A 1,639-nucleotide genomic window follows, 5' to 3' on the forward strand; every position below is an offset into this window, starting at 1 on the left:
ACTGAAGGCCAGGTAACCTCCACAGTCCATGGCCGCCTGAATAGTGGGAAAGTAACAGAGATCTTTGCCAGAGGGAGAGAGTAAGATGTTAGCTAAGACTCTCCTAATTGGTCGGGGAACATGCTGTGTTTCAGCGGGGGCAGAACAAATTCACCATGCGCTGGTGAAAGAGCTGACCCAATTAGGTCTGGCAGATAAGGTTCAGGTCAAGGGCACTGGCTGCCGCGGCTTCAGCGAGATAGATCCGGTAGTTACTGTCGAACCGGAGGGCCTTCTCTACTGCCGGGTCAAAATAGAGGATACCCCGGAAATTGCCCGATCACTCTTGCCAGAGGGAAAACCCGTTGAAGGGCTATTCTACTACGATCCAGTCATCGGCAAACCAATATCTCATTATCGCGACATCACCTTTTATAACAAGCAACAGCGCACCCAGCGATTCCGCAACTTTCACAAAAATACAAAAATATGCCTGCAAAAAGCAAATCTCTGCTTTGAATAAATTCGGATTTAGGGAATTCGGGATTATTTTTATGGATTATTTTTGGCTATTCTGGGGTTGAGGACAGAGTTTCCCCCTTGAGGTCTCCTAGAGAAGATAAAATTATTTAAGGCTAAGAGGGAGACACCGGGGTTCAGGGAGGAATTTTAGGATACATTGCCTGATAGAGAGCTGAAGAGATGAGCATGGCAAAATAGATTTGAGTGTGTTTCGATCTCCACTCTGGCTTAACCCTACAGCGATACTTAAGAATCTTGGTTCAATATGTAGGGCAATTTCTTTAATTGAACCAGAACATATTGTATGTATTCAGGTAAATGACGTTGTAGGGTTAATATTAGTCTATACTTTTGCTTTCAGCCTTCTAAAGAAGATGGGGCCGCCTCTGGCTATGTTATTGGAATTGGGAGGCAAGCTCGGCTTAAAAGGAAAGTCTTAAGGATACCATAGGCAGAACTCTCAAGGGATTGTCTTTACTTTTCATCCAGTGTGCCCGCTCACCCTGAAAAGACTACCGGGCTTAAACTCAACAGTCTGCTATCTCCCTCTACCCCCACCACATCCTACTTAAGCACTCCTCTACCTTCCTAATTGATAGAGGTCAAGGGGTCACGGCCATCTTTAGCAGTTTCATCTAGTTTTCTCAAATGGGCCATGCTGATTTCCAAGATGATCCTCTCATGGCCCTATTCTGTGAGTAAACTCTATCAAAATCCAAGGGGCGGACTTACAGGTTTTTGACCTTCAGGGAGAGGTCATGGGTAGATCTTGGAGGGTCAGAAGATCTGGGTAAACTCCATCTTAGATAGCTTGACAGGGGAATTAGAGGCAGTGTACAATCCCGCTTAAAGAAGCGGGGTATTCTTCCAGGCCAAGGGAGGGTATGGAAGGAGAAAACTGAGGCTACCTGGTGATCTGGTGGTAGCCACGGTCAGAAAAGAAACCCTAGCTCGTTAAAAAGGTCGAGTTTTTAGACAACTTCCTTAAATATAGTTAGGAGTTACGCAGTTGACTGCCTAATCCCCTAGCCAGTATAATTATAACATAACCTGCAAGAAAAGGTCAAGTTCTATTGGTAAGGAGTTGGAGAGAATATGAACCCACTCAAATGCGATGACCTGGATTACATCCACTTTC

The 1,639-nt window shown here is 45.1% G+C and carries 1 protein-coding gene; it reads left to right on the forward strand.

Features of this window, described 5'->3' with window-relative positions; genetic code table 11:
- Positions 1-85 precede the first annotated feature (85 nt).
- Positions 86-502: a (2Fe-2S) ferredoxin domain-containing protein gene (locus HW443_RS11090; protein WP_176238212.1), complete on the forward strand. Its 417-nt coding sequence runs from the start codon at positions 86-88 to the stop codon at positions 500-502.
- Positions 503-1,639: the final 1,137 nt, after the last annotated feature.

Source organism: Candidatus Hakubella thermalkaliphila, assembly GCF_013281975.1.
In the GTDB taxonomy this organism is placed as follows: Bacteria; Actinomycetota; Humimicrobiia; order Hakubellales; family Hakubellaceae; genus Hakubella; species Hakubella thermalkaliphila.